Source organism: Ferroglobus sp. (assembly GCF_015521575.1).
Lineage (GTDB): Archaea > Halobacteriota > Archaeoglobi > Archaeoglobales > Archaeoglobaceae > Ferroglobus.
Map to the genome: position 1 here is coordinate 1 of NZ_WANY01000088.1, position 4,774 is coordinate 4,774.

Sequence of the window (4,774 nt, forward strand, 5' to 3'; positions counted from 1 at the left end):
CTCTGACGAGGTTTTCGAAACTTCCGTAGAATACTATGAGCAGCTCGCAGAGGTAGCCGGAAAACCCTCTTACTTTGTACTCAGCTCCGTACAAGTTTGAAGCTTTCAAAAATCTTTTTAAGAGTCTAACATCGTTTTCCTTTCCCTTTATTCTATCTTTCAGCCACTCGTGGTGAAAGGGAGTTCTGTCAACTGCACTCTTAATCTTTTCCGCACTTCTCAGCTTGTAGCAAGGCACAACATCCGCTTCAACTCCAAGCACCTTGCCGTGAACGTATGGATGAGCGGCATATCTCAGCTCAAATTCGTCGAGAACACTCTTCCCAATTTCGAGTCCGATTCTCTCAAGTTCTTCTTCAGTATAGTTCTCGGGGAAGAGAATGAAGGCATCTATTTCCAAACTTTCCGGCAGCCATGTGTCTCTTGCAAAGCTTCCGAGAAATCTGAATTCCAAGTCTGGATAATCCTTGAGCTTTTCCTTCAACCTTCTCTCAAGCTCTTCAGCCGCTTTTTCAGCCTTTCTTCTCAACTCTTCACTCGGAATGACCTCTTTCAAAACCTCTTCCAGAACCTCCTTCATCTTTCTACACCGTAAACTTCCAAGTCCTCGTAAATTGGCCCTTTGCTCGTTAGCGTGCTTTTCTTCAGCCTGAAATCCCTTACATCCATCCATCCGAAATCGTCTTCGAGATCTCTCAAAACTTCCACTATCTTCCTCCCTTCTGGCTTTTTCACCCTCGCTATCGTGACGTGAGCTGTGAAGCTTTCGGGCTTGAATCCCACTTTTTTCAAAGCGGAATTGATGCCTTCGGCTAATTTCCTAAGCTCCTCCTCTCCCTCTCTGATTCCTATCCACGCAACTCTCGCATATCTCTCATTGGGAAAAAACCCGAAACCTTTGAGGTAGATTTTGAACGGCTCAAACGCAACTTTTTTCAGAGCTTCCGAAATAGCCGGCACTCTCGCCTCGTTTACCTCACCTAAGAATTTTAGCGTGATGTGTAAATTTTCCTTCTCAACGGCTTTAACACCATTTAAACCTGAGATAGTTTTCAGGATAGGTGCTATCTTCTCCCTCAGCTCTTCGCTTAGGTCGACAGCTATAAAGAGCCTCATGATAGCAAAGGTTATTAATAGGCTTAAATTACTTATCCATTACGATGGAAAAGGAAAAAAGAGGCGAAGTGAAGTACTTGATACTCAAACCCCTCGGGTATCCTTTGAAGGCAAGCTATCACGAGTATCCGGTAGTGGACAATCCCAAGGTTTTTGATCGCTACGCCAAAGATCAGTGGAAAGGAGAGTTCGTTTCAAAGGGAAAGATGCTCTTCGATTACCGCCTTTTCCCGGATTTTGCCTTCGAAGTTAAGAGTTGCGAGCCAGAAAGCGGATACATTGGAGAGGGGACTATCATAGTGGTCGAGAACTATTCGAGGGACATTGTGACGGAGATAGTCAAAGATGTTAGGCTTGAGGATGTGGTTGGACAGGAAGAGGCGAAGAAAAAGGCGAGGATAATACTCGAATACCTCAAAAATCCGGAGAAGTTCGGAAAGTGGGCTCCCAAGAATGTCCTTTTTTACGGTCCGCCGGGAACGGGAAAGACGATGATGGCTAAGGCTTTGGCGAACGAAGCTAAAGTTCCTTTCCTCTCTGTTAAGTCCACAAGGCTCATAGGGGAGCATGTAGGAGAAGGAGCGAGAAAAATCCACGAGCTTTATGAGAGAGCCAAACAAATAGCTCCGTGTATAGTTTTCCTTGACGAGTTCGACAGCATAGCTCTGGATAGGAGCTACCAGGATTTGAGGGGAGACGTCAGCGAAATAGTCAATGCTTTACTCACCGAATTGGACGGGATTGAAAGGAGGGAAGGAATTTGCACGATAGCAGCTACGAACAGAATAGAGTTCCTTGATCCGTCGATAAGGAGCAGATTCGAGGAGGAAATTGAGTTCACCCTTCCGGGGGTTGAGGAGAGAAAGGAGATTATTGAAAGAAACCTGAGAGAGTTTCCGTTGAAGGTTGAGGTAAATCTTGAGGAAATTGCCAAGGCGACCGAAGGTTTATCCGGCAGGGATCTCGTGGAGAAGGTCATAAAGAGTTCCCTCCACAGGGCGATAATTGAGGGGAGGGAGGTTGTTACGACAAAGGATATGCTTGACGCAATTTCCAAACTTAAAAAGCCTGTGAAGCAACCTCCGAAGCAGATGTTCCTTTAAGAACTTTTTCCGAAGTTCTTAGGAGAAATCTAATTATTTATTGTTTGGCTAACTTTTTTCATGGAGGAAGACTTAGATTGGATAGAGGAGATTGAGGAAAAAGTCGAGGAAGAGTATCCAGCCACCAAAGTGATGATGGATGAGCACAGGGTTATAGAAAGAGCTCTGAGCGTTTTGAAGAAAGCGATAGAGAAAAAGATCGAAGATGAAGAACTTTACTTGTCTCTTGCGGAGTTTTTCTCCAAGTACACTGGAGAGATTCACCACGGGAAGGAGGAAGAGATCGTTTTCAAAGTTTTAAGGGAAAAAGCTCCTAAGCACATAATAGACATGGTGGAAGCTCTTGAGAATGATCACAGAGTCGGAGCTGAGCTTGTAGGGAAAATTAAGGAGAATGCGTCGAATTTCGAAAAGCTGAAGGATTTTGCACTGGCTTACCATTCCATGCTCAGAGACCACATCGTGAAGGAAGATCAAGGATTATTCCCGGCGATGCATCCGTATCTGAGCGTTGAGGAGGAGAAAAAACTTCTGAAGGATTTTGAAAGGATCGATAAGGAAAAGGAGAAGTACGAGAGGCTCGTGGCTGAGCTGGAGGAGAAAGTATGAAGCTTAAGTTTTTCGGAGAGCTTGGAATGAAGATTGGAAGGGAGGCGGAGGTGAAAATAAACGGCTCTTTAAACTTTGATGAACTTATAAGAAAGCTGAAGGAGACATTTCCCGAGGCTAAGGAGGAGTTCGATGCGGTGGATCTCTACATAATCTCCGTGAACGGTAGAATTGTCGGAAAGGAGGAGTTGGAGAGAATGAAGTTTTCCGATGAAGATGAGCTAATTTTCATGTTCTGGGCTGCCCTTTAACTTTTTGTGTCTGTAAGCTTTTCCCCTCTGTATGTGGTAAACTTCAAACCCGAGGGCTTCAAGGTATTCGCTTATGTACTTTCTGTGACACCTCATGTAGAATCTCTCGGCACACATTATCGCCACCTTCTTATCTTTAAGTTTGAGGAGCTCTTTTATCCCTCTTTTGAAATCCTCGCTTTCCATGTACTTGGCGTAGTCTCCTCTGTACCCTCCAAGGTACTTCCCAAGCCACACGTAATCGATTCCCTCTCTTTTCAGAAACTCTTCGAGATTTTCCCTTTTAAAGTGCTCGTGCTTCGAAGTCGGAAACCTCCTAACGTCAACAACTACCTCTATCCCAAACTTTTTCAGCTGCTCGATAAACTCCTCGATGCTTAGATTCGAATGTCCGATCGTGTAGAACACATCCAAGTTATCGAGAACTCTAAATATAGATTGCTGCCACGAATTAATATGGAGCGAATTTTTGCCCCTTGGAGGATAAGGTACATAGAATCGCCAAAATACGAAGGATGCATATTCTGCGACTTTCCGAAGGAGAATAAGGATGAGGAAAGGCTTATTTTGTACAGAGGAAAGAGCTGCTTCGTAATAATGAACAACTACCCCTACAACCCCGGACATTTGATGATCGCTCCTTACAGACACGTTGCGAGTGTTGAAGATCTGAATGAGGAGGAAGCTTTGGAGATGATGAAGCTTTCCCAAAAAATGGTAGAAGTCATCAAAAAGGCTATGAATCCGGACGGCTTCAACCTCGGAATAAATTTAGGTAAGGTGGCTGGAGCGGGAATAGAGGATCATATTCATCTTCACATCGTGCCGAGATGGAACGGAGACACGAACTTCATGCCGGTGCTGGCTGACGTTAAGGTAATTCCTGAAGCGATCGAGGAAAGTTACAAGAAGCTGAAAAAGTATTTGTGAGCCTACGCACCTAACAATTTTTAGCTGAAGCTGATCAGTCGAGGATTCTCTCGAAGTGAACGTAGAAGCTTTCTCTTCCGACAACCGAAAATCCGAGGCGTAAGTACGTCTTTATAGCTCTTCTGTTCGTAGCTTCCGTTACGGCAACGAGCTTCTTAACTCCGATATCTTTCAAAAATTTTGCAGCAAATTCGATGAGGTTCTTGCCTATTCCTCTGTCCTCGTAATCTCTGTGAATGAAAACGACGAATTCAGCTTCACCGTTTTTTGGAACGACCGCTATGTGCCCCACGACTTCTTCTCCTCTTTTTGCTATGAACCCGTATCCGTTTTTGCTCAAATCCTCAAGCCATTTCTCTATGGACTCTCTGCTCACCGGCGGAAGACCGCAGCATCTTCTCTTTTGATCAAATCTCTCGTAAAACCTTACGAGGTTCTCTTTCTCTTCTGGAACTTAGTTCGTGACGAAGATGATCTCTCTGGCTTTATCAAAAAATTCGGAGTACATGGCATTTACGAATTCAGTTGCTTTCTGTCCAGCTCGTAGTGAACTATCGTTATGCAATGCTCAGCCATGAGGCTTTTCGTCGGAATTCCAATTATTTTTTTCGCTTTGCTTAATATAATTTCTTCAAGTTCTCTCGGAACTCCTTTGTGGTCTCCGAGAACGAAAAGACCGTCTTTAGTTTCGAAATCCCTAACGTCTTCCCCGTCTTCTCTGAGGTAGTAAACGTCCAAAGCGGCTTCATCGAGCAGCTCCTCAAG

Annotated in this window: 7 protein-coding genes and 2 pseudogenes; 4 read left to right on the top strand and 5 right to left on the bottom strand. The window is 44.4% G+C overall.

Annotated features, from left to right (window positions below):
• On the bottom strand, positions 1 to 580 hold a 580-nt coding region (locus F7C14_RS03875), incomplete at its 3' end, for a nucleotidyltransferase domain-containing protein (protein WP_290900118.1).
• Positions 577 to 1,116, bottom strand: a complete 540-nt coding sequence (gene thpR / locus F7C14_RS03880) for an RNA 2',3'-cyclic phosphodiesterase (RefSeq protein ID WP_290900120.1) — start codon at positions 1,114 to 1,116, stop codon at positions 577 to 579. The genes F7C14_RS03875 and thpR, both read right to left, overlap by 4 nt.
• 44 nt (positions 1,117 to 1,160) lie before the next feature.
• Between thpR and F7C14_RS03885 the strand changes: the two genes are divergently transcribed.
• Genes F7C14_RS03885 through F7C14_RS03895 form a run of 3 tightly spaced genes read left to right on the top strand, consistent with a single transcriptional unit; the run spans position 1,161 to position 3,079 of the window.
• Positions 1,161 to 2,219 (top strand): AAA family ATPase, encoded by a 1,059-nt coding sequence (locus F7C14_RS03885; protein ID WP_290900123.1) that lies wholly within the window; start codon positions 1,161 to 1,163, stop codon positions 2,217 to 2,219.
• 60 nt (positions 2,220 to 2,279) lie between these two features.
• Positions 2,280 to 2,828 carry a hemerythrin domain-containing protein gene (locus tag F7C14_RS03890; protein WP_290900125.1) on the top strand — a complete coding sequence of 183 codons (549 nt, stop codon included), beginning with the start codon at positions 2,280 to 2,282 and terminating at the stop codon, positions 2,826 to 2,828.
• The gene (locus F7C14_RS03895; RefSeq protein WP_290900127.1) at positions 2,825 to 3,079 is read left to right on the top strand and encodes a MoaD/ThiS family protein; all 255 of its coding nucleotides are present in this window, start codon (positions 2,825 to 2,827) and stop codon (positions 3,077 to 3,079) included. The genes F7C14_RS03890 and F7C14_RS03895 overlap by 4 nt, the downstream gene beginning before the upstream one ends.
• Here F7C14_RS03895 and F7C14_RS03900 read toward each other — a convergent pair.
• Positions 3,050 to 3,487: a DUF488 family protein gene (locus tag F7C14_RS03900; protein WP_290900129.1), complete on the bottom strand. Its 438-nt coding sequence runs from the start codon at positions 3,485 to 3,487 to the stop codon at positions 3,050 to 3,052. The two genes, F7C14_RS03895 and F7C14_RS03900, sit on opposite strands and share 30 nt — an antisense overlap.
• A gap of 48 nt (positions 3,488 to 3,535) precedes the next feature.
• Here F7C14_RS03900 and F7C14_RS03905 point away from each other — a divergent pair, with 48 nt between their 5' ends.
• Positions 3,536 to 4,009 (top strand): HIT domain-containing protein, encoded by a 474-nt coding sequence (locus F7C14_RS03905; RefSeq protein ID WP_290900131.1) that lies wholly within the window; start codon positions 3,536 to 3,538, stop codon positions 4,007 to 4,009.
• 34 nt (positions 4,010 to 4,043) lie between these two features.
• On the opposite strand, the pseudogene F7C14_RS03910 reads toward F7C14_RS03905, so the two are convergent.
• Both F7C14_RS03910 and F7C14_RS03915 read right to left on the bottom strand, forming a co-directional pair.
• Positions 4,044 to 4,394: pseudogene (locus F7C14_RS03910) on the bottom strand (N-acetyltransferase family protein); the annotation flags it as partial.
• A gap of 128 nt (positions 4,395 to 4,522) precedes the next feature.
• A pseudogene (locus tag F7C14_RS03915) lies at positions 4,523 to 4,774 on the bottom strand (tRNA (pseudouridine(54)-N(1))-methyltransferase TrmY); the annotation flags it as partial.